This window comes from Nocardia sp. NPDC005978 (genome assembly GCF_040614455.1).
Lineage (GTDB): Bacteria > Actinomycetota > Actinomycetes > Mycobacteriales > Mycobacteriaceae > Nocardia.
In genome coordinates, this window is the sequence record NZ_JBEXUS010000038.1 from 55136 (window position 1) to 74874 (window position 19739).

The following is a 19739-nucleotide window of genomic DNA, read 5'->3' on the forward strand; positions in this document are numbered from 1 at the left end:
GACCTCTCGGTGGGGACGACGAGTCAGGATGTCCAGTATCTCAACGCCCGCCAGCGGTTATTCGGGGCCGCGGGCGCCGGCCGTCACGGTCGCAGCCACACCCACCAACCGCCTTCGGTGGCAACGGCTTCGATGAGCCGGTCATCCACCTCGACGGTCACCGGTCCGGCGGTGGCGGTTCGCCCGTAGGCACTCACCACACCCTGTTCGTCCCGCCAGAAACCGAACGGGTGGGTTGCGGGGCGGCTGGGGACCGAACCGGAGCTGGAGCCGGAATGCCAGCTGCCGGATTCCTCGCGCCAGTAACGGTTTTCGTTGATCTCCCGGCCGTCGCCGTTCGTGTCGACCAGGGCCAGGGCCCGGGTTCCGTTGCCCTCGACAACCAGCACTCGCGCGTAGCGGGGGCTCCAGCCACCGGCCGTGATCACTTCCGCCGCAGTTGGTTTCATCGACATCGTCACGCTTCCACCCTGACAGGCGAGTCAGACCCCGACAACACCCGGCTGCACGAGATCTCGTGCGGACGACAACGGCCCGCGCACCGAATGATGCACGGGCCGTTGCCGTTCGGGATCAGGACTCGGGGTCGGGGTCGGAGCGGTTCCAGGCCAGGATCATGCCGGGGGTGCAGCCGCCCGCCAGGAGGGTCGCCAGGACCATCACGCCGCCGGCGTAGGCCGACTGGAACGCGCTGACGTGGGGAACCAGGCTCGAGACGAAGATCAGGTAGATCACCGGGGGTAGTGCCAAGGTCTGGGTCACCGTGAGGCCGATGGAGCGGGCGCTCTCGCGCTGGGCGATCTCCAGCTCGTCCAGCGTCGCGGTCGGTGCGGTGTCCTGGACGTGGGACACGATCCGCAGCATGCCCCAGGCCGGAATGAAGACCACCGTGGCGGGGAGCAGGACCAGGGCGGCCAGGCGCAGGTCGAACGCGCAGAGCAGGCCCGTGACGAACATGACGGCGATGGCGGCGGCCACCGTGACGACCAGGCCGCGACGGCGGCCGCGCGTCCGCCAGCCCGGCAGCATGCCGGACAGGCGCTGTTCCTGAATCAGCCAGCGCCGCAGCCGATAATCCTGATAGCGGTCGAGCAGGCCGTTGGTCATGGTGGTCATGGCCGTCCTTTCGTGTACATCTCGGCCGCGAGCGGCGTGAATTCCGAACGCGCGAACACGGCTTCGATCGGCAGCTCGAACACATCGCAGATCCGCATGGCGAGATCCAGGCTCGGATAGTGATCGCCCCGTTCCAGCGCGCCGATGGTCTGCACGTTCACGTTCACCGCGTCGGCCAGCGCCGCGCGACTCATCTTGTGCACGGCTCGCAGCACCGCAATCCGGTTGTAAATCGGGAGGGTTTCTCCCCTTCTGACAGGGCTCACACAACATAGTGTTGTAAAAACCCAACATCTTGTCAACCGGATATCCCAGCCCGAGGCGGGTGTTCTCAGGCGCTAGTCGGAACCGGGCTCCGGGCGCAATCCGCTCACGATCTCGTCGACGAGCAGCAGACTGGCCAGGCCGTGGGCGTGCTTCTCGCGCCGGACCAGGGAAACCACATTGTTGCTGAAGGCATCGCGGACCGGACGGAAAGCCAGTCGGCCGTCACGCAACTCCTCCGCGATGTCGAACTCGCTGAGGAACGCGATGGCGTCGCCCGACACCGCGAGCCGCTTCATCGTCTCGATGGAATTGGTGTGGAACGCGGGCTGCACGTCGAGACCCGCCTCGAGGAACGCCTCCGCGACGATGCCGTGGATGACCATGGACCGGTCGGCGAAGATCAGCGGGTAGGGCGTGCACTGCGCGAGCGGGATGGTTTCCATGCCGGCGAGCGGATGATACTGGGAGACAACGACTCCCAGCTTCGCGTTCATCTGCCAGCACACCTCGATCTGGGTCGAGGTCGGGACGTTGAACGCGAGGCCCAGATCCGCCTCGCTGTTCTCGACCGCGCGCAGGACCTCGGGCGTAGTCATGGTCCGGATCGAGATCCGGACCTGCGGATGCCGGTAGTGGAACGCCGCCGCGGCATTGGCGACGACACCGCTGGCGAGCCCGGTCATGGTGGCGATCACGACCTCGCCGTTGCCCAGCGCGTGCAGATCCCGGATGTCCGCGACCGTCTCGCGATACTGCTGCAGCGTTCGCCGGATGTGCGCCAGTAGCGCCTCACCGGCCGGGGTCGGCCGCATGCCGCGCGGCAGCCGCTCGAACAGCGGCTGGTCGAGCTCGGCCTCCAGCAGCAGGATTTGACGGTTGATCGCCGAGGGCGCGACGTGCAACGCGGCGCCGGCGGCACGGATGGATCCCAGCCGCGCCACCTCGTCGATGTAGTGCAGCAATCGCGAGTGGAGCACCGTGTTACCTCCCTGACATACCGTTCGAAAATAGAGTACAGGTCGCGCGAAAACGCATGCTTGTCAGCAACGGTCGTCGTCGAGTTCTATCAGAACAGGTCGAGGGAGATATCCGAATCAGCCTCCCCACCTGCAAGTACGTGAGCTCCGAGACGAGGATCCGCCATGTCCGAATTCGATTCGAGTACCGCCACCCAATTCACCGCTGCCACAGATGTTTCCGCGCAGGACGAACACGTCCGGACGGTCTTCGCCATTCTCGAGGGTGAGCGCGAAGCCGATCTGCTGCTGCGCAATCTGCATATTCTCGACGTGCACACCGAGTCGGTGTATCCGGGCTCGCTGCTGATCCACGGGCAGCGCATCATCGCGCTGAATCCGGATGAATCGATCGTGCGATTTCGCGAAACCTTCGACGGTGAAGGGCTTTACGCGATCCCGGGTCTCATAGACGCCCACCTGCACTTCGAATCCCAGCTCGCGCATCCCGCCGCCTTCGGCGAGGCGATCGTGCCCAGCGGGACCACCACGGTGTTCGGCGAAACCCTGGACTTCGCCAGCGCGGCGGGTGACGAGGCGGTCGAGGCGGCGCGGGCGCTGTTCACCGACCACGACAAACTCCCCTACCGGCTCTACGCCTTCGCACCGGGCAAGAAGACCTCGACCGCGGTCACCGAGGCGATGCTGGGCATGGATCCGGTGATCGGCCTGGGGGAACTGGCGCATCTGTCCTACATGACCGGCAATGCCGACGACTTCCGCAAGTCCGCGCTGGGACGGGCGAACGCCGGGGTCGTGAACTGCCACTGGGGCGTGACGGCGCTCTCGGACACGCTGCTGAACTACATGCCCGCGATCGGGGTGGACAACAATCACGATGTCTGGAATGAGGGGGACATCGAGAAGAGCGTCCGGTACGGGCTGAACACACAGATCAAGTTCGGGGTCGGCAGTCCCGAGGTCATTCGAACCATGCTGCGCGCCATCGTGAAACGGCGCTGGCCCGCCGAGAACTTCCAGCTCTGCGCCGACAACATCTCGGTGGATCGGGTGCTGCGGCAGGGGCACATCGACTGGGTCATCTCGCTGGCGATCGAGATGGGAATGCCGCCCATTCAGGCAATCAAGATGGGCACGCTGTACACCGCGCGCTCGTTCCATCGCGACCGCGATCTCGGCTCGCTGAGCCCGGGGCGATTCGCCGACATCGTGCTCACCGACAGTCTTTCCCGGATCAATCCCCGGTACGTCTTCAAGGGCGGGCAGCTGGTCGCCAAGGACCGCAAGCTGATTCACGCGGTGGGCATCGACTATTCGGCGCTGGCCACCGAACCCCGGCCCGGCCTCGACGGACTGCGCGCGGAGCAGCTCGATCTCACCCCGATCGAGGTGTCGGCCGACGGCGAGCGGGCGAAGGTTCTGCTCTTCGACGTGTACGGGCGCGGTCATCTCAAGTTCGCACAGGAGATCTGGGTGCCGCTGCGCGATGGCGCCGTCGTACCGGAATACGAAGGCGTGCCGTTGAACCGGATCTCGGTGGTGCAGCGCTACGCGCACGGCGAGCGGCACATCGTCAACGGGCTGTTCAAAGGCGTGTCGATCGAGGGCGGAGCGGTGTCCACGTTCTGGCCCGCGCCGTCGGCGTACTTCGTGGTGGTCGGCGCCGACAGCGGCGAGATGCGCGACAACCTGCGACGGCTGGACGCCCAGGTGGGCGGCTGCGTCGTGACCTCGGGCGGTCAGGTGAAAGCCGCACTGCCGCTCGATTTCTACGGCGTGATGGCCGATATGAACCTCACCGAACTCGTCGACGCGACCCGGGCGATCGACGCTGCCCTGGCGACGCTCGGGAATCACAACGAGGGTGAGCCGGTCGTCAACAAGCTGCTGACCCTGTTCATCTCCCTGGACCGATTCGGGTTCATGAAGTAGCGCCGGCTACCGAAACAACTCACCCACACAGCAATTCGCCGCGCAGACGAGAACGAGGGAACCGACCGCCATGCTGTACGACAAAGACGAGGGAGTAGTCGACACCGGAAACAAGGTGCGGCGCTGGATCACCTACGTCGCCGGGATCTACGTGCTGACGCTCGGTCTGAGCCTGGCCATCCGGGCCGGGATCGGGATCTCACCGCAGAGCAGCCTCACGCGCACGATGACGCTGGTCTTCCCCGGGCTCACCCAGGGCAATTTCAACCTCATCCTCGAAATCATCATGCTGGTGCTGACATTCCTGGTCTGGCCCAGGGCTTTCAAGCCCGCGCATCTGCTCTCGATCATCCCGGCGCTGGTTCTGGCGCTGCTGCTCGACTTCAATCTGGCGGCGACGAGCTGGATTCACATCGGGCCGTACCCGGCGAAAGTCATGCTGCTGGTGTTCGCCGACGCGATGCTGGCCCTCGGGCTTTTCCTGATGATCCGCGCGAACCTGGTGCTGATGCCGATCGACCTGTTCGTCAACACCATTCAGCGCAAGACCGGCTGGAAATGGGGAAACATCAAGACGGTCTTCGACTGCACGCTGCTCGCGCTCTCGGCGAGCATCGGCCTCGCGTTGCTCGGTGCACCGCACTTCATTCGCGAGGGCACGATCATCAACGCGATATTGGTCGGGCAGTATGTGCGGCTGTATTTCTTTCTGTTCAAGCGGTATTCGGCGCGGACGGCCGTTTCTCCCGGCTGAACCTGTGCGCCGCGAGCGGTTCGGCGGGTTGACGCCTGCCCCGATGATCCGCCGCATCGCCTCCAGCGGGGTGGTGCGGCGGATCATTGTGGCGCACAGGGTATCCGACCGAAATCGGTTGGCTCACATCCGAACCGCGACCATGCCCCCGTCTATCGGAAGCGTCACACCGGCGATGTAGGCCGCGCGGTCGCTGAGCAGCCAGGCGGCGGCCTCGGCCACCTCGGCCGGCTCCGCGAACCGGTTCGCCGGGATCGCCCGCAACGCCGCGGCCGCGACATCGGGCACCGTGTCCAGCATCGCCCGCACGTCGTCGGTGGTCGTCACGCCCGGCGCGATCGCGTTGACCCGAATCCCCTGCGCGGCATGGTCGGCCGTCGCCGCCTTCACCAGGCCGTCGAGGCCGTGCTTCGACGCCTGGTACGCACCGTCACTGAACCCGCCGACCAGCCCGCCGACACTGCTCGCGATGACGATCGCGCCACCGCCCGACCGCGCGAGCCGCGGGATCTGCGCGGCCAGGGACAACCACGCCCCGCGCAGGTTGAGGTCGTGGATCTCGTCCCAGACCTTTTCGTCGAGGTCGATCAACCGGCCGGCGTCCGGGCGGCCGATCCCGGCGCTGTAGAAGCCGCCGTCGAGGGAACCGAAGGCGTCGAGGGCGGCTTCGACCAGCGCATCGGCGCCCAACCGGGTCGTGACGTCAGCGATCACCGGCACGGCCACGCCGCCGGATTCGCGCACCAGATCCGCTACCCGGCGCAGCGGCGCCTCGGTCCGCGCGCCGAGGACGAGTCGCGCGCCCTCGGCGGCGAACAGGCGGGCCGCGGCCGCGCCGATGCCGCGGCTCGCACCCGAGATGATGATGACCTTGTCGTCGAGGAGTCCCATGCCACGACCATCTCCGGCGCACACCGGCTGCACCAGTGGACGATTCAGCCTGGGACTGGCCGGTCCTGTCACGACGAGCCGCGCGGTGAGAGGCTGATGGCATGACGGATCCGGTTCGGAGCACCAGGCTCGGCGATTTTCTGCGGGCGCGCCGCGAACAGGTCCGGCCCGAGGACGTCGGCCTGGCCTCCGGGCCGTACCGGCGGCGCACACCGGGTCTGCGCCGCGAGGAGGTGGCGGTGCGGGCGGCCATCACCCCCGACTACTACGCCCGGCTGGAGCAGGGACGGGCCCACACGCCGTCGGCCGCGGTCCTGCGATCACTGTCCGCGGCGTTGCTGCTGACCGACGAGCAGTCCGAGCACCTGCATCGGCTCGCGGCCCGCGCCCACCCCCGCCGTGCGGCCGAGAGACACCTGAACCCGCGAACCCAGGCGATTCTGGACGGCATCCCCCAGATGCCCGCCCTCGTGCTCGACACGATGTCGAACATCCTGGCCTGCAACCACCTCGCCGATGTCCTGTACGGCGGCCTGCTGGCCCTGCCCGCCCCCGAACGAAACATGCTGTGGCAGTTGTTCGGACGGTCCTGCACCCGGGAGCGGTTCGACCGCGACGATCTGACCCGGCTGGGCCGCCTCCTGATCTCCAACGCGCGCGCCGACGCCACCGGCTTCGACGAGAACCCCGACTGGACGGACCTGGTGACCACGCTCCGCGCCACGAGCCCCCTGTTCGACCGGATCTGGCACCAACACCACATCGGCAGCACCCAGGACGGCCACCTGCGCCTGCGCCACGACACGATCGGCCCGGTCGACCTCTCCTACACGATGCTCCCCCTCCCCGAACCCGGCCAACGCCTGGTCCTGCACGTGTCCGAACCCGGCCCCGGTTCCCGAACAGCCCTGGACCTCCTCGCGGTGATAGGCCACGAACAGTTCGCCCCACACTGAGAAGCATTGCCGGCGTGCGTGAGCAGCGCCCCGCCACCCGCGTCGTCCAGGAGGAAGGCACGTCCCCGGCCAGCTCGCCGCGTCGGTGATTGCCTGTCTCGAGTGATGATCTTCAGTGAACTGATGACTTCCTGTGCCAGAAGTTGTCTCACCTCTGGCGTGTTGCCCCTACCGCTAGCAGGATGGCTCGCGCGACGACTCCTGTCAGGGGGACTGCAGCCCAGACTGCTTTCGGTCGCCGAGCATCGCAACACGAAAGAGCACCTGAATATGGTTGTGTCACAGACTAATCCGCTGAGTCAGCCGAAACTCCGGCGACGCGAGGTCGTCAACACCGGTCCGTTCGTCCTCAACGGACAGCAGGTCGACCTACCGCCGGGCATCCAGCCGGTGTACGTGGTGGGGGTGCCGACCGAGCAGATCGCGTCCGCGGTGATGCGGGGTGTCATCTACGCCAATCTGTTGATGCTGGCCATAGCTCTTCCGCTCGGAATCCTGATCGGAGTTCTCTCCAGCGCGTAGCGCTCCTCGGAAAGCGCCGACTCGCGCCCCGAACGGAATGGTTCGGGGCGCTGGAGAATCCGGCCGCACCTGCAGTGCGGGCGAAAAAGTCAGCGCGAGTGTGCAACCGACAGCCGGCGACCGTCGTGGGTTCGGACAGTGATCCTCGGGTCGTCGTCGGGGCCCGTTCGGATGGCCGCGATCACCAAGCCGTCGGAGGCCGGCACGACCTGCACGCGATCGACGCTCGACTCGACGGTGACCGTGTGTGCGTCTGGAGCACAGGTGCCTGTCATCGCGAACCAGGTCCAGATCGGGCCGGAGCCCGGAAGAGCCGGTGGACCGGCTCGTTTGGTCGACAGACGCTGGATCGGCATTGCCGCCCGAGTCTCCAGCGGGCGCGGTGCGGAGTGATGAGCCTGCCCGATCATCACCTTGGGGGCGGTCCACTGCCCGGCTCCGTCCGCGGTAATGAAGACCATCACCCGTCCACGATCTGAATGCACAAGGACCAGAACGAATTCAACTCGATCGAGAGCGGCGACCGCGTGGACGGCGCCGCTACAACCTCCTACGGCGGCCACAGCGACTGCGACGGCCGGATGCGACAACACATTCACCTGCGTTGACCTTCCTCGGGAAGTTCGCCTTCGGTTGTGCCGCCACCGTATCGGTCCGGACCGACAGCAGCGAACGCTTCAGGCGTTCCCGCCAGCCCGGCCCCGGCTCTTGGTATCACGCGCGCCGTGCGGAGGCCTGCGGGCGCAGAGTATGTCGCCGAGAGCGACGCGGGCAGCCTGCATGACTTTCAGCTCGTCAGAGATCCGCGCATCCGACACCGCCCACGCCCGCAACGAATCCACGGTGAAAGTGGGGTCCGCGAATTAATCGCAGCGGCACTTCGTCATTCGTGTCATCGCCGCTTGGTGACCGACACACCCTTCCCCGGCCGCCAGTACTGGATTATCAGCAGTTCCGTGGCCTCGTCGACCGAGGTGAGGACCGCCTCGGTCAGGTCCAGGCGGTAGTCGTGGACGCCGGGTGGGGACGCGTAGGCCGCCTTCGCCGGGCCGGTTATCTCGATCGCGGCGCCGGACACCTTCGCGTCGCCGTCGGCGGGGTGGGCGTGGATCGCGCAGCGGGGATCGCGGCGCAGGTCGTGGGCCTTCATCGCGCCGGGCATCGAGCCGAACATCAGGTCGGGGCCGATGAACTCGACCTCCGAGCCGCTCACCCGGGGGGAGCCGTCGGCGCGCAGGGTGGCCAGGACGTGGGTTTTGTGCGCCTCGAAGCGCTGGCGCACCCGGGCGGCCAGGTCGGGGGCTTCGGTTTCGAACTGGTCCCAGGTCGCCATGGGACCAGCATGTCACCCGGCGGGCGGCGTGGCGATCAGTACTCCGGGCGGGCCTGGGGGTGCCAGGTCGCGGAGCCGACCGTGCCGAGCATCGAGGTGATGCAGATGCCGACGATGAGATTGATGGCCGCCGTAGCGATCTTGGCATCCACGTCGGCGGTCAGGGTGAACGGAATGATCACCGCGACGGCGGTCAGCAGCAGGCAGATCCAGGTGAAGAACGTCAGCGGGCTGGGCATCGCGAGCAGCAGCGTCATCAGCAGGGCGGTCGCCAGCAGGGCCGCGCCCGCCGCGGCCAACGCGTAGGACGTGGTCGAGACGGAGCCGTACGCACCGGCGCCCTCCGGCGACAGGATCGCGATGCCGAAAACCCCGCGCACGAGCATGATCGCGACCACGACCAACAGCGCGGCCACGACGGCCGTACCAACGCCCCCGGCCCACAGCCGGCCGAAGTTCACCGGGGAGGGCGTCTCCTCCGCGGGAGGGTACTGCGGGTTCGATGGACCATAGTTGTAGTGGGGATCGGACATGGCTCGAAGGTACTACTGCCACGCCCGGATTCGAACCTTTCCGGCCAGGAAGCGTGCCGCGCCGGGCGAAACGGGCCCCGCTCGGGCCGAGAACCGCCCGCGGGCGCAACCTCAAACCGATTGGCGGCCGGCCGAAGAACGCCACCGATTCTCGACGGCGGCACCCAGCGGACCACTCACCACGAACAGCATCAGGAACCACAACCCGATCTGCGGGAACACCAGACCCAGGGCGAACGCGACAACGGCCGTTCCCGCAGCGATCACGGAGGACAGCACCGAGGGGTCGGTCACGTCTCCCCGCAGGGCGGGTGAGGCCGCGATCACGCAGCGCTGAATCAGCAACGCCAGCAACGCGATCGCGATCGTGCCCAGGTAGAGGGCGGTCGCGTCGCGGCCGAAACCGTCGCCCGAGGAAATCAATTTCGTGGGAACCGGGAGGAAGACGATGCTCATCAGCCACAGCAGATTCGTCCAGAGCAGAGCCGTGTTGTAGCCGCGCAGGGTGCGAAACAACCGGTGATGCAGCAGCCAGAGCCGGTAGATCACCGCGAAACTCACCACGAACGCCACCAGATCACCGCGGTGGTCGACGAAGATCTCCCGCAGCCCGGTGTCGCCCGCGTCCTCCACGACGTCGACCAGCGGCAGCACCAGCAGCGTCGCCGCGATAGCCACCACCGCGTCGCTGAAGTTCACCAGCCGCTCGAGCCCCTTCTCGGCTTCCATCCCGGCATTGTGCCCCAACAACAGGCCGCGCGAACTACGAGGACACGACCTCTTCGTCGACCACCTCGGCCGACGGCCGGCGGGGAGTGAACGGGAGGGGCGCGGCCGTGCGAGGGGCCCAGCCGATCCGGATCATCGTCTGCGCGAACGCACAGTCGTGCAGTACCTCCGAGCGCAGGTCCGCGCCCAGGTCGAGGATCCCGAGGGGCTCGGACTGGATGCAGCTGGCCAGGCCGGACCGGGTCGCGGTCAGCAGGATCGCGGAGACCGCCTCGCCCGCGCGCACCCGGGCCTGGGTGTCGTCGGTGGGAGTGCCGATCACGAACCACTGCGCGCCGTCGACCACGTCGGCGGGATCGGCCAGTTCGGGGTCGGCGAACGCGCGCAGCAGGATCTCACCGTCCTCGCGGATCGGCGGCGTGTTGGCCGCGGGCACGCCGTCGGCGTCACCGTGGCGGCCGCTCCAGATGGTGATCTCCCGCTGGTAGTCGCCGTCCCGCGCGTGCCGCGCGACCGCGGTATGGGTGGCTTCGGCCAGCGCGCCGCGCAGCTGCGGGGGCACGAGCCGGGCAGCCGCGCCGAAGGCGGGGGCCACCGAGCTGATGCCGCGCAGCATGGCCGCGTTCACCGGTCGCGGATCGTAGGCGCGGCGATCGGACTGGCGGTGCATGATCGCCGCCGCGCTCTCGATATCGGCGGGGGTCGCCGCGCGGGGCGTAGCGGTGATCACGGCGAGAAGATCGGGATCCCCGGGGTCGGGAACGTAGCGCACGCCGGCGTGCCAGCCCAGCATCGCGAGGCCCACGCGCAGGTGATGCAGCGCTGCCCCGCAGCTCATGACCAGGGCTCGACCGGTCGGGTCGGTGGCCGGGAGATGCCGGGAGGTGTCGGCATACAGGTGCACGGCGTCGGCGGTGACGCGCCAGCGCCAAGGCTGGGTGTTGTGGATCGACGGCGCTCGGACTGCCATGTCGATCGCGGTTTCGAAGGCGTGTTGCAGCTTCGGCTTGTCGATCATCATCGCTACTTTCCGAGTTCGGTAACCGGAGCCGGTTGCCCGTTCCTGAACAGCTACCTTCCAGACAACCCGGATGCGCCGCGCGGGCCTTCGTAATTTCTGACAAGGTCCGGCCGGACGCGTTGTCAGGTTTTGGGCCGGGACCAGCCGAGCTCGCGGTACCGCAGTGCCCACCACACCTGGAAGGCGATCTCGGGATCCTTCAGACTCACCCCGTTCAGCTCCTCGAATCGAGCCAGGCGATAGCGCACGGTGTTGTGATGCAGGAACATGCGATTGGCGGTCTCGGAGGCGTTCATGCCCGCCGACAGATAGCAGTCGACGGTGTCGAGGATGGGTGAGGCGTCCGCGTCGCAGATTGCCTCGAGATAGCGCTCCGCCAGGGCCGCCCCGACCTCGACATCACCCACGACCGCCGCGCGCATGCTGAGCTCGATCAGGGTGTGCCGCCCGGAACGCCCGAACAATCGCGCGGTTTCGGCGACGCGACCGGCGATGCGAATGGACCGGAACAGCTCGTCGAGTTCGACCCTGGGCCCGATCCCGAGATACTCGTCGTCGACGTCCGGGCCGATCGATCCGCTGAAGAACCCCACGACGTCACCGTCCAGCAGGGCGGTCAAACCCTGCGGCGGACGGCACGCGGGCTGCTGGCGGATTCGCCACTCGGTGTGCTCGGGCTCGGAGCCGATGGCCCGGAACGCCGAATAGCGCTGATCCAGCCGCAACCCGAGGTATTGCGCCTGGCTGCGCAGTTCGTCGAGGCCGAACCTGCCGGACAGGATCCCCCGCATCAGATCATCGCGCAGGCCGTCGCGGCGGCGCTGGATCTGTGCGGCGGTGTCACGGTGCCCGGCGCTCAGCGCGACGGTGGCGGCGTCGGACACCCGCAGCAGCGCGACCAGCACGGTCATCAGGGTCGACCCGGGCCGGTCGACCCAGATCTGATTGTGGCCGACCCGTTCGATGATCTCGGCGATCATGATCTGCCACCCGCGCAGCACCGCCTCCAGCGGCACGCCGAGCCGGGCGCGGATCGCGCCGTATTCGTGGAACTGCTCGATCTCCTCGTCGGTGAGGTCGCGCCGCGCACGCACGGCGGAATCCAGGCGCATCAGCGCCGCGGTGATCGACGGGACGGTGTCGGCTTCGTCGATGTCCGCGTAGGCGGGAATCTCCCGGCGGAACCGATCCCAGAGTTCCTGGGCCAGGGTCTTCGAATCCGCGACGCCGAATTCGGTCATCGACGACCCGGCCGCGCCGCGGCCCCCTCGGTGCCCGGCACGCTGACAGCCGTTGATCGGTGTGCGCGGGAGCATGATTCGGTCGGGGTTGTGGTGCTGCGATCGTTCATGAAAACTCCGCAACGTCGAGGTGGCCCAGCCTGCCCTTCGGCGTCCAGCTTGCCATCCGGTGACGGCGGCGGGCGCAGGCGGCGCCGAGTCCGGCGGCCGTGTTCGACTCGATGCCCCTCCGATCGGGCGGTCAGCCGCGGGATCGGCCGGCTCGCGGCGATCCGATCAGGCCTCGGGCCAGTTGTGTTCGAGCCCGGTGATGATGAAATCGATCTTGAGGTCGGTCAGCCCGCGCTGCTGCCACGACTCCCGCGGCTGCAGAATCGTCGACTTGTCCGCCAGGGCCGTGCGCACCTGATCGAGCCCGCTCGCGCCGGTGGGGTCGGTCGTGCGCATGGCCTGCACGCCGAGGTGGCAGGCGAATACCGTGTCGCCGAGGAAGTCGAGCGCGAAGCTGGTCTGGCCCGGGGTGACGCCATGCTCGGCCAGGTGTGCGCCGTAGGCCTCGAGAATCTCGGCGATGCGGGTGAAGGCCGGCGCGTAGGAGTAGACCACCAGCGGCAGCCGCGGATTCTCCTCGCAGATGCGCCAGCATTCGTTCGCCCACTGCCGCAACGTATCTCGCCAGTCCATACCGGGTTCGGGGAGCTTGATCGTGGCGGCGATGACGTCCAGGCAGGCCACGACGATGTCGTCGCGGGAGGGATAGAGGCGGTAGATCGCGGGAGCGCCGACGCCGATCCGGTCGGCGATGGCGGCGAGTGTGAAGGTGTCCAGGCCCTCGTCCATAGCCGCCCGGATGATGTCCTGCCGGGTGAAGGCGGGTTTGCGGCCCACCTTCTTCCCGGCGGCCCAGCGGGGTGAGCTCACGCGGACAGCTCGCCGGCGACCGGTGATTTCGTCGGTTCCACGCTGGGTTCGCTCATGCGTTCAGGCTAATGGTTTGCCAGTTGCCACCCCTTGGCACCGTGCAGGTGTTCCCAGAATCTGGCGTAAGTGCCCGCGGCGGCGAGCAATTCGGCATGCGTACCCCGGGCGACCACGGCGCCGGTCGAGTCGAGCTGGATGATCAGGTCGGCGCGGGCGATGGTGTCGAGGCGATGGGCGATGACGATGACCGTCGCCTGTTCGCGCAGCTGCTCGATCGCGGCGACGACGTGGGCTTCGTTCTCCACGTCCAGCGCCGAGGTGGCCTCGTCGAGCAGCACGATGGGCGCCCGTTTGAGCAGGGCCCGCGCGATGGCCACGCGCTGGCGTTCGCCGCCGGACAGTGCGCGCCCGCCCTCCCCGACCCGCGAAGCCCAGCTGTCGGGCAATCGTTCGGCGATCTCGCGCACCCCGGCGAGGTCGCCCGCCCGGTGGATCTCCGCCTCGGTGGCGTCCGCGCGGCCGACGGCGATATTGGCGGCCAGGGTGTCGTCGAAGAGGTAGACGTCCTGGAAGACCAGGGACAGCTGCGCCATCAGCTGCTCGCCGGTCTGCTCGGCGACGGGGACGCCGCCCACGCGGACGGTGCCCGCGCCGACGTCGTAGAACCGGCTGATGAGCCGGGCGATGGTGGTCTTGCCGCTGCCGGACGGGCCGACCAGGGCGATCATGGACCCCGCGGGCACGGTCAGCGTCACCTCGCGCAGTGCCGGTTCCGCGCCGGGCGCGTACCCGAAGGTGACGTTCTCGAATTCGACGGTGCCGGGCGCGGTCAGCACGGCGGGCACGGCCGGTTCGGGCAGCGGTTCGGCGGTGAGCACCTCGTCCAGCGCGTCGAGCAGCGGACGCCGCGATTCCAGTGCGATGGCGGCCTCGGTGATGGCGGACACCGTCGAGGAGAAGCGCAGCGCCAGGCCGATGAAGGCAAGGGCGGGAACGGGTTCCAGCGTGCCGGCCACCGCCAGGGACCCCGCGGCGCTGATCAGCGCGACCACCACGCCCTGGGTGATCATGCCGCTGAGCAGCATGCCCGCCGATTCGAGCCAGAGGCCGCGTTTCTTGGCGGCGTACGCCCGATCGAGCGCGCCGGTCAGCGGCGGGAAGTCGGTGCTGCGGCCGGTGGAGCGCAGCGCCCCTTGGCATTGCGCGTATTCCACGATGCGGCCCGCCAGTTCGATCTCGGCGGGTTCGTGAATCGCCTTGCCACGGCGCATGAGATCGGTCGAGAGCAGGGTGATCACGGCGAAGATCGGCACCGCGACGGTGATGATCAAACCCAGCAGCGGATGCCACAGCCACGCGGCGATGATGATCACCCCGGCCGCGGTGATCCTGGAGACCAGCGGGCCGAACATGTGCGCGAAGATCTCCCCCGCCGACATCAGCTCGGTGGAGACCATGCGCGACAGCTTGCCCGCGATCGGGCGGGCGAACCAGCCCAGCGGCTGTTTCGCGACCTGATCGCCGGTGAGCCGGTGGATGCTGCGCAGGAAGTCCAGGGCGACAGCGTAATTGGCGCGGCTCTGCGCGTAGTTGACGGCAAAGCTGGCCACCGCCAGCGCGCCCAGGACCCACAGCCATCCGGTCAGGCCCAGGCCCCACACCGGCGCGTCCTGGGCGAGCGTGCTGATCGTCGGCAGCAGGGCGGCCAGGGCCAGGCCCTCGATCAGCCCGGCCGCGACGCTGATGCCGAGGGCGGGTTTCAGTTGTTCGGGTTGCGAGATCATCCGGCTCATGCGCGGGACGATGTCGAGCAGGGGCAGGTTCATCGCGGCTCTCCCGTGGTCAGCGCCCGGCCGTCGGCGGGTCGAGTTCCGTTGTCCGCCTGCCACAATCGCGCGTAACCGGGTTGACTCAGCAACTCGTCGTGGGTGCCGGCGGCGCGGATGCCGCCGACTTCGATGAGGACGATCTGGTCGACGCCCTTGATCACTTCGGGCCGGTGCGCGATGAGCAGCACGGTCCGGCCGCGCACCAGCGCGGAGAGCGCCTGCTGGATCTCGTGCTGGGATTCGGGGTCGGTCAGGGCGGTGGCCTCGTCGAGCACCAGGATGGGCGCGTCGACCAGCAGCGCCCGGGCGATCGAGATGCGTTGCGCCTGACCGCCGGACAGCCCGGTGTCGCGGCCGTAGACGGTGTCGAATCCGTTCGGCAGCGCCTCGATCTCGTCGAGGACCTGCGCGGCGCGGGCGGCGTCGCGAATCTGCTCGTCGGTGGCGTCCGGGCGGCCCAGGGCGATGTTGTCGCGCAGGCTGAGGGCGAGCAATTGGGCGTCCTGGAGCACGAATCCCACGCGCGAGTAGAGGTCCGGGACCTCGCCGACGGGCACGCCGCCGATGCTGATGACACCCGAGAGCGGGTCGTCGAAGCGGGCCAGCAGGGTCGCGATCGTCGACTTCCCGGAGCCGGAGGGTCCGACCAGGGCGGTGACCGTGCCCTCGCGCAGGGTGAAGCTGACGTCGTCGATCGCGAGCGCGGCCTCCGCACCGGAGCGGTAGGAGTAGGAAACCCGTTCGAAGACGACCTCATTCGACACCGGAACGGCCGCCCCGTCCTGTTCGGCCAGCGTCGGCGTCTCGAGCAGGTCGGTGATGCGCAGCGCCGCGCCGCCGGCGAGCTGCTGGGCCCACAGGGAGTTCATGAACACTTCGAGCGCGTACGGAATCAGCAGGGCGATGAGCGCGGTGGCCAGGACGTCGGCCGCGGTGACCGAACCGCCGTGCACCAGGACCGATCCCACGCCGATATTGATCGTGAGCACCAGCGGGACCGCCAGAAACGAGGTGCCCAGGGCGGATACACGAATGAGCGGCCGGACCCACTTCAGGTAGAACAGATTGAAGTCGTCGGCGGCCTCCTGATAGTTGCGGTGCGCCTTGCCGACTCGGCCGAAGGCCTTGACCACGGAGATACCGGTGACGAACTCGACCATACGAGCCGAGACGGTGGACAGCCGCCTGTCCATTTCCACGGTCTTCTCCCCCATGCCGCGCATCGACAGCAGCACGGCGCCGACGTAGAGCGGCAGGGTCGCCACGGACAACAGGCCCAGCCGCCAGTCGATGACGAACGCGTACACGGTCAGCGCCACCGGCATGACGACGGCGTTCGTACCGTCCACCGGTTGGTGCGCGATGAGGTGGTGGATGGTTCCGATCTCGTCCTGCAACGCTTTCCGGACCCGGCCGGAATTGGTCGAGGTGAACCACGCCAGCGGCACCCGGGCGAACCGGCGCACCATGCGCTCCTGGATCAGGTGACCCAGCCGCGCGTCAGCCAGATGGGTGACCAGCAGCGCGACGAAGTAGACGCCCAGCCGAAGGCCGAAGGCGCCGAGCAGGATTCGCAGCCAGCGCGTCACCTCCGCGCCGTCCACCGCCACGCCCGCGGCATGGGCGCTGATCAGCACGTCGCCGATCCGCACCAGCGCGATGTACGGCACGACGGCGAGCACGCCGGACAGCACCGCGAGCAGCCTGGCGACCGTCAGCTGTGCCGACACCGGCTTCATCAGTTCGGCCAGCGCCCGCGCGCCGGCCCGCTGCTGGGCCTTGGTGTCGGCCGGGTCCGGGTCGGGTCTTCGAGGCGGGAGATCCGGGCGAAGCTCGTCGGGCGCGGCGACCGATGGCGATGACGCGGTCATATCACTCCTGGTTCAGGCACTTACCCACGCAGCGGGCACCCACCGCGGTCGGCAGTGAACTTAGGTTTGCCATACTTAATACTGAATGGCGTTCAGAATATGACCGGGGTGCATGCCGCGCAAGACCTTCACCGGGCCCCGGCACACGAAAGACCCGGCACCCCGGAGGATGTCGGGTCTTCGGCGGGTGGGACTAGGAGGCGAGCGGCTGGTCGTCGACGATCATGTCGTAGTTGACCTGGTCGCCTTCCACGTTGGTGGTGGTCGCGGTGACGCCCCAGCGGGTGCCGTCGGCCTCGGTTACCACGCAGCGAATCTTGGTACCGGTGGCTCCACGAAGGAGGCCGGTGCAGGTCGAGGCCTTGGGGGCCGTACCTACCCGTTCCTGGTAAAAGTTGGAGACATTGCTTGCCACGTCGTCGGGAGCGACGTACTTGTCCGTGATGTCGAGGTCGTAGTAGGCGGTGTCGCCCTCGACCTTGGTTACCTTGGCCAGGACGGACCAGGTCTGGCCGTCCCCGGATGTGATGGCGCACTTCTGGGTGGCATCCACCTTGGCGTCCAAATCACCTTCGCACACAACGGATTTCGCGTCTTCGTGCGACGTATCGTGGAATACGCTACCGGTCTTGGATTCCACGTCACTTTTGCTCACCGAACCGGGCCCCGAGTTGCATCCGGCCACGAGTATCGGGACGAACACGAGGGGCAGAGCAGCTATCAGTTTCCGCATAGACAATTTTATGGCCGATGCCGGGGCTTTCCTCCCGGTTTTCGCCAGGAAAGATCGACTTCGCAACCAATTCGCATCCGGACCGCCGCGCTGTCGCGAAACCTCGCATCTCACCGCCGGAAATGTTTGCTGGATGTTTGACAGCATCCCGGCCGGGTATGCGCGTTATCGCAGCATGCTTGACCAGATCGTTTCCAACGCGGCGCTCCGAGCGGGGTCGACCCCGCACCGAGTCGCCGCCGGACCGGAGGACGGATCATGGCGAAGACGCTGGAATCACTGATCGGCTGCACCGTGCGGGACGCCGCGGGCGCCGAGATCGGGCACGTCGAGGGTTTCTACCTCGACAACGAATCGGGAATCGCCACGTGGGCGGCGGTGTCGACCGGAATGGGCGGTGAGCAGGCACTGGCCCCGCTGGAGGGCGCCGAGTACCAGCCCGTGGACAACTCCCTGCGCGTTCGGGTCGATCGCGAGCAGGTGCGCGGCGCACCGCACCTCGAACACGACGGACAGCTCGAGCCGCAGGATGAACGCGAGCTGATCACCTACTACCGCGGCGGTCAGCGGCGGGGCGTCGCGACCACCAAGGCGCAGCGCATCCGCCGGCGCGCGGACGAGCCGCTGACGCGCGGCCGGACCGGCGCCGAGGATTTGCCGATCGCCGACGAGCGGCTCGTGATCGAGGGCGAGCAGATCACCCGGGGCGCGCCGCGCACCGAGTACGTCGAGACCGAACGCGTGTGGCTCGAGGAGAACGACGGGCGCGCATAGCTTTTCACTCGCCAATCAGCTGACTACCAGGAGGAAATCATGGAATGGCTGCTGGGTTTGCTCGGCGGTGTCGTCGGCGGCGGTATCGGTGGATCGAGGAGTCCGTTCGGGCCGCTCGTCCACGGGCTCGCCGGGGCGATCGGTGGCGGAATCACCGGCGCGATCATCGAATCCACCACCGGGAGCGGTTTGGACTTCGGCCAGATCCTCGCCCAGGTCGCCGGTGGCGGCGCGGTGGGCGCGGCGTTCTCCGCGGCGCTGGGACTGGCGACGCGGCCCAAGACGGGAGCGGAGTCATGAGCGGATGGAAGAGATCGTTCGCCGGCGCGGCCGCGTTCGCCGCGGTGCTGCTCGGCGCCGGGTCGCTGACCGCGACGATCGCGACGGCGCAGCCCGCGGGCGCGGAGGCCGCGATCGACGCCCACTACACGGACAAGGGTGGAGCCGCCACGCCACTCGGTGAAAAGGTCGGCGCCGTCTACGCTTTCGGCCCGGACGGGGCCGCGCAGGACTATCGCGGCGGCAAGATCATCTACTCCGCCGATACCGGCGCGAAGGTGATGTACGGGGCCATCCTGGACAAGTACCTCGCCCTGGGCGGCGCGGACGCCGTCGGCTACCCCACCAATGACGAGTCCGACGTCGCGGTCGCGGGCACCGCCCGTTTCAGCGAGTTCTCCGCCCCCGACGGCGCCACCATCCAGTGGAGCCCGCAGAACGGGGCGTGGCTGGTGCGCGGCCCGATCCGCACCGCGTGGTCCGAACTGAACGCGACCGACGGAGTGCTGGGCGCGCCGACCAGCGACACCACCCTCGCGAACGGCGTGTACAGCCAGAGCTTCACCGGGCAGAACGGTGAGCCGGTGCAGATCCAGTGGAGTCAGGCCGACGGGTTCGTGAGCACGCCGCCCGCCATCGCCGGGCAGTTGAGTGGTCTGGACGTCTCCGCACCCGGCGCCCCGCCCGGAGATTCGATGTCGTCGGGCGCGGCGCCCGCCCCGGCGACCGGGTCCGACTCCAACGCGAAGTGGTGGGCGCTGCCCATCGGCCTCCTGATCGCCGCCGCCGCGGGCGGTCTCGCGATGCTGGCCACGAGAAGCCGCGGGCACCAACACCATTCGGTCGGAACGACCGCGGCCGGCGCGCACCGGGCCCCCACCGGGACGGCCGGTGCGCCGGTCGCCGCGGCGGGCGGTCAGCGGCACACGGCCGGTGCGCATCTGGCGACGCTGGCCGAGCGGGCTCGCACGTTCGGCGGCGGGCACGGGCGGCCCGTGTAGGTGAATTCGGACGGTGGCGTTACAGCCGGCCGTCCGAGGGAATGTGCCGCCCGGCGGAT

Annotated in this window: 22 protein-coding genes; 7 read left to right on the forward strand and 15 right to left on the reverse strand. The window is 68.1% G+C overall.

What is annotated here, in order from left to right:
• Window positions 1–83 precede the first annotated feature (83 nt).
• The 4 genes from ABZ319_RS19150 to ABZ319_RS19165 form a co-directional block, all read right to left on the reverse strand.
• Entirely contained in the window at window positions 84–449 is a 366-nt protein-coding gene (locus ABZ319_RS19150) for a hypothetical protein (protein WP_354987760.1), read from the reverse strand.
• A gap of 124 nt (window positions 450–573) precedes the next feature.
• A complete protein-coding gene (locus ABZ319_RS19155) occupies window positions 574–1116 on the reverse strand; it encodes a hypothetical protein (protein WP_354987761.1) in 543 nt (180 codons plus the stop codon).
• Window positions 1113–1382 carry a helix-turn-helix transcriptional regulator gene (locus ABZ319_RS19160; RefSeq protein ID WP_354987762.1) on the reverse strand — a complete coding sequence of 90 codons (270 nt, stop codon included), beginning with the start codon at window positions 1380–1382 and terminating at the stop codon, window positions 1113–1115. Before ABZ319_RS19160 ends, ABZ319_RS19155 begins: the two co-directional genes overlap by 4 nt.
• A 72-nt stretch (window positions 1383–1454) precedes the next feature.
• Complete coding sequence (locus ABZ319_RS19165) at window positions 1455–2360, reverse strand: LysR family transcriptional regulator (protein WP_354987763.1); 906 nt, start codon at window positions 2358–2360, stop codon at window positions 1455–1457.
• Between the two features lie 165 nt (window positions 2361–2525).
• On the opposite strand from ABZ319_RS19165, the gene ABZ319_RS19170 reads away from it, so the two are divergent.
• Complete coding sequence (locus ABZ319_RS19170) at window positions 2526–4292, forward strand: adenine deaminase C-terminal domain-containing protein (RefSeq protein WP_354987764.1); 1767 nt, start codon at window positions 2526–2528, stop codon at window positions 4290–4292.
• 70 nt (window positions 4293–4362) lie between these two features.
• A complete protein-coding gene (locus ABZ319_RS19175) occupies window positions 4363–5046 on the forward strand; it encodes a DUF6198 family protein (RefSeq protein ID WP_354987765.1) in 684 nt (227 codons plus the stop codon).
• Window positions 5047–5169: 123 nt separating this feature from the next.
• On the opposite strand, the gene ABZ319_RS19180 is transcribed toward ABZ319_RS19175, so the two are convergent.
• A complete protein-coding gene (locus ABZ319_RS19180; protein ID WP_354987766.1) occupies window positions 5170–5937 on the reverse strand; it encodes an SDR family oxidoreductase in 768 nt (255 codons plus the stop codon).
• A gap of 101 nt (window positions 5938–6038) precedes the next feature.
• Here ABZ319_RS19180 and ABZ319_RS19185 point away from each other — a divergent pair, with 101 nt between their 5' ends.
• Window positions 6039–6893, forward strand: a complete 855-nt coding sequence (locus tag ABZ319_RS19185; RefSeq protein WP_354987767.1) for a helix-turn-helix transcriptional regulator — start codon at window positions 6039–6041, stop codon at window positions 6891–6893.
• Window positions 6894–7169: 276 nt separating this feature from the next.
• Window positions 7170–7415, forward strand: coding sequence for a hypothetical protein (locus tag ABZ319_RS19190; RefSeq protein WP_354987768.1), 246 nt, complete (start codon window positions 7170–7172; stop codon window positions 7413–7415).
• An 89-nt stretch (window positions 7416–7504) separates the two neighbouring features.
• On the opposite strand, the gene ABZ319_RS19195 is transcribed toward ABZ319_RS19190, so the two are convergent.
• The 10 genes from ABZ319_RS19195 to ABZ319_RS19240 form a co-directional block, all read right to left on the reverse strand.
• Complete coding sequence (locus tag ABZ319_RS19195) at window positions 7505–8014, reverse strand: hypothetical protein (protein ID WP_354987769.1); 510 nt, start codon at window positions 8012–8014, stop codon at window positions 7505–7507.
• Window positions 8015–8307: 293 nt separating this feature from the next.
• Complete coding sequence (locus ABZ319_RS19200) at window positions 8308–8748, reverse strand: pyridoxamine 5'-phosphate oxidase family protein (RefSeq protein ID WP_354987770.1); 441 nt, start codon at window positions 8746–8748, stop codon at window positions 8308–8310.
• Window positions 8749–8783: 35 nt separating this feature from the next.
• Window positions 8784–9281: a DUF6069 family protein gene (locus ABZ319_RS19205; RefSeq protein ID WP_354987771.1), complete on the reverse strand. Its 498-nt coding sequence runs from the start codon at window positions 9279–9281 to the stop codon at window positions 8784–8786.
• Between the two features lie 111 nt (window positions 9282–9392).
• Window positions 9393–10010: a TMEM175 family protein gene (locus tag ABZ319_RS19210; protein WP_354987772.1), complete on the reverse strand. Its 618-nt coding sequence runs from the start codon at window positions 10008–10010 to the stop codon at window positions 9393–9395.
• A gap of 34 nt (window positions 10011–10044) precedes the next feature.
• Entirely contained in the window at window positions 10045–11028 is a 984-nt protein-coding gene (locus ABZ319_RS19215) for a hypothetical protein (RefSeq protein WP_354987773.1), read from the reverse strand.
• A 125-nt stretch (window positions 11029–11153) separates the two neighbouring features.
• Window positions 11154–12272, reverse strand: coding sequence for a helix-turn-helix domain-containing protein (locus ABZ319_RS19220; protein ID WP_354987774.1), 1119 nt, complete (start codon window positions 12270–12272; stop codon window positions 11154–11156).
• Between the two features lie 276 nt (window positions 12273–12548).
• Window positions 12549–13193, reverse strand: coding sequence for a helix-turn-helix domain-containing protein (locus ABZ319_RS19225; protein WP_354987775.1), 645 nt, complete (start codon window positions 13191–13193; stop codon window positions 12549–12551).
• Between the two features lie 65 nt (window positions 13194–13258).
• Window positions 13259–15019: an ABC transporter ATP-binding protein gene (locus ABZ319_RS19230; protein ID WP_354987776.1), complete on the reverse strand. Its 1761-nt coding sequence runs from the start codon at window positions 15017–15019 to the stop codon at window positions 13259–13261.
• Window positions 15016–16893 (reverse strand): ABC transporter ATP-binding protein, encoded by a 1878-nt coding sequence (locus ABZ319_RS19235; protein WP_354987777.1) that lies wholly within the window; start codon window positions 16891–16893, stop codon window positions 15016–15018. The genes ABZ319_RS19230 and ABZ319_RS19235 overlap by 4 nt, the downstream gene beginning before the upstream one ends.
• Window positions 16894–17086: 193 nt before the next feature.
• Window positions 17087–17773 carry a DUF4333 domain-containing protein gene (locus tag ABZ319_RS19240; RefSeq protein WP_354987778.1) on the reverse strand — a complete coding sequence of 229 codons (687 nt, stop codon included), beginning with the start codon at window positions 17771–17773 and terminating at the stop codon, window positions 17087–17089.
• A 111-nt stretch (window positions 17774–17884) separates the two neighbouring features.
• Between ABZ319_RS19240 and ABZ319_RS19245 the strand changes: the two genes are divergently transcribed.
• The 3 genes from ABZ319_RS19245 to ABZ319_RS19255 are packed head-to-tail and all read left to right on the forward strand — an operon-like array spanning window position 17885 to window position 19680.
• On the forward strand, window positions 17885–18400 hold the full coding sequence (locus tag ABZ319_RS19245; RefSeq protein WP_354987779.1) for a PRC-barrel domain-containing protein: 516 nt from the start codon (window positions 17885–17887) through the stop codon (window positions 18398–18400).
• 39 nt (window positions 18401–18439) lie between these two features.
• Entirely contained in the window at window positions 18440–18700 is a 261-nt protein-coding gene (locus ABZ319_RS19250; RefSeq protein WP_354987780.1) for a hypothetical protein, read from the forward strand.
• The gene (locus ABZ319_RS19255; RefSeq protein ID WP_354987781.1) at window positions 18697–19680 is read left to right on the forward strand and encodes a hypothetical protein; all 984 of its coding nucleotides are present in this window, start codon (window positions 18697–18699) and stop codon (window positions 19678–19680) included. Before ABZ319_RS19250 ends, ABZ319_RS19255 begins: the two co-directional genes overlap by 4 nt.
• Window positions 19681–19739 lie beyond the last annotated feature (59 nt).

What these genes read in the sequence shown, in the direction of transcription:
- ABZ319_RS19175 (WP_354987765.1), top strand. Translation starts at nt 4,363, where the DNA reads ATGCTGTACGACAAAGACGAGGGAGTAGTCGACACCGGAAACAAGGTG.
- ABZ319_RS19245 (WP_354987779.1), top strand. Translation starts at nt 17,885, where the DNA reads ATGGCGAAGACGCTGGAATCACTGATCGGCTGCACCGTGCGGGACGCC.
- ABZ319_RS19150 (WP_354987760.1), bottom strand. Translation starts at nt 449, where the DNA reads ATGAAACCAACTGCGGCGGAAGTGATCACGGCCGGTGGCTGGAGCCCC.
- ABZ319_RS19205 (WP_354987771.1), bottom strand. Translation starts at nt 9,281, where the DNA reads ATGTCCGATCCCCACTACAACTATGGTCCATCGAACCCGCAGTACCCT.
- ABZ319_RS19210 (WP_354987772.1), bottom strand. Translation starts at nt 10,010, where the DNA reads ATGGAAGCCGAGAAGGGGCTCGAGCGGCTGGTGAACTTCAGCGACGCG.
- ABZ319_RS19250 (WP_354987780.1), top strand. Translation starts at nt 18,440, where the DNA reads ATGGAATGGCTGCTGGGTTTGCTCGGCGGTGTCGTCGGCGGCGGTATC.
- ABZ319_RS19215 (WP_354987773.1), bottom strand. Translation starts at nt 11,028, where the DNA reads ATGATCGACAAGCCGAAGCTGCAACACGCCTTCGAAACCGCGATCGAC.
- ABZ319_RS19170 (WP_354987764.1), top strand. Translation starts at nt 2,526, where the DNA reads ATGTCCGAATTCGATTCGAGTACCGCCACCCAATTCACCGCTGCCACA.
- ABZ319_RS19155 (WP_354987761.1), bottom strand. Translation starts at nt 1,116, where the DNA reads ATGACCACCATGACCAACGGCCTGCTCGACCGCTATCAGGATTATCGG.
- ABZ319_RS19235 (WP_354987777.1), bottom strand. Translation starts at nt 16,893, where the DNA reads ATGACCGCGTCATCGCCATCGGTCGCCGCGCCCGACGAGCTTCGCCCG.
- ABZ319_RS19220 (WP_354987774.1), bottom strand. Translation starts at nt 12,272, where the DNA reads ATGACCGAATTCGGCGTCGCGGATTCGAAGACCCTGGCCCAGGAACTC.
- ABZ319_RS19180 (WP_354987766.1), bottom strand. Translation starts at nt 5,937, where the DNA reads ATGGGACTCCTCGACGACAAGGTCATCATCATCTCGGGTGCGAGCCGC.
- ABZ319_RS19255 (WP_354987781.1), top strand. Translation starts at nt 18,697, where the DNA reads ATGAGCGGATGGAAGAGATCGTTCGCCGGCGCGGCCGCGTTCGCCGCG.
- ABZ319_RS19240 (WP_354987778.1), bottom strand. Translation starts at nt 17,773, where the DNA reads ATGCTGTCAAACATCCAGCAAACATTTCCGGCGGTGAGATGCGAGGTT.
- ABZ319_RS19200 (WP_354987770.1), bottom strand. Translation starts at nt 8,748, where the DNA reads ATGGCGACCTGGGACCAGTTCGAAACCGAAGCCCCCGACCTGGCCGCC.
- ABZ319_RS19230 (WP_354987776.1), bottom strand. Translation starts at nt 15,019, where the DNA reads ATGAACCTGCCCCTGCTCGACATCGTCCCGCGCATGAGCCGGATGATC.
- ABZ319_RS19185 (WP_354987767.1), top strand. Translation starts at nt 6,039, where the DNA reads ATGACGGATCCGGTTCGGAGCACCAGGCTCGGCGATTTTCTGCGGGCG.